Source organism: Polaromonas sp. P1_E1_2 (assembly GCF_056406035.1).
The window spans coordinates 1-1,211 of sequence record NZ_JBFUAZ010000883.1 but is presented as its reverse complement, the minus strand read 5'-3'; the positions used below and the strand labels follow the sequence as shown (position 1 = coordinate 1,211).

At 56.8% G+C, this 1,211-nt stretch carries 1 protein-coding gene; it reads left to right on the top strand.

Going from position 1 to position 1,211, the window contains the following annotated elements; translation table 11 throughout:
• Window positions 1-509 precede the first annotated feature (509 nt).
• The coding region (locus AC1D1P_RS23770) for a POTRA domain-containing protein (RefSeq protein ID WP_477674706.1) at window positions 510-1,211 on the top strand (702 nt) is incomplete at its 3' end.

The window sequence follows — 1,211 nt, the reverse complement described above, 5'->3', positions numbered from 1 at the left end:
GTGTTGCTCTTCAGCTTATAGCGCAAGGCGCCAAGGTGGCCAGGGCCAAGCAGGCGTTGGCGATCCGCAAATAGACCGGGAGTCATTGCCGCTGTGATCTGTTGTCATCGCCGTTCGACGGTCCGAATGGCGGCGCTTGCCGTTCCGGCAATGCCATCCGTGCGCGGTATCGGGGACCTGCGGCAAAACTTTACACAACGCACCTGGATTTCCTGGGGAATTCTTCACCGGCAAGAAAGATTTTCAGTAAGTCAAAGGTAACTGAATGTATGTATTCCTGACGCTAAATGTAACCAATAGGGCCGCGTAATGTGGGCAGAAAAGCCCTTTTGGYAAAAAYTGGGGCGAAATSATTACATAAGACCGTTGGTAATTAATCACTTTTTCTCCCTTGTATCAGGTTTCACAATTGGTTACCGTGAATTAGTTCACAAAAAATACWRCCSGCAAGTGTCGAATCACAACACCTGCAGGCACTTCGGAAACCTTGATTTTCAACGGGGCTGGCGATGAAGCGTATCGATCATGTGGGCGTGCACAGCATGTGGACTGGTGCTTTTTCTGTGCTCATGGTCATTTCGACAACTGCGCTGGCGCAGCAGGCCCCATCCACCATTGACCCCGGCCGGGTTCGCGAGCGTTTTGACTTCCAGCCCGAGCCCGGCGCCTCAGCGGCACCTCCGGAAATCAGGACCGAGCCAACAGGGCCTTTGCCTGAATCACTCAGGGCCATCAGGGTCACGCTCAGGCGCATTGATATTGAAAGCAGCACCGTACTGCCCGGTGGCGTCCTTCAGGCGAATGCGGACAGCTATACCGGACGGGAGATTTCCGGCAGCGAGATTCTGCAACTCGCGTCTTCGCTCACCGCGATGTACCGTAACGCAGGCTACATCCTGTCATTGGTGGTGGTGCCGCCGCAGTCTCTCGCCGACGGTACGCTCACCCTGCGTGTGGTTGAGGGCTACATCGACAAGGTGAACATTCGGGCGGGGGACGATGTCAGTGCCCATGTGAAGGAGCAGCTCGCAGCCATCGGCGAGAAGATCAGGGCGTCGCGGCCCATTCAGGGCCCCGTGCTTGAGCGGTACCTCCTGATCGCCAATGATTTTCCGGGTGTCGAGTTGCGCAGCGTGCTGGCCCCTGCGCATGCGCCGGGTGCGGCTGACCTCACACTGATCGCCAGCGTGAAGAAAGTCGAGGGCTTCGCT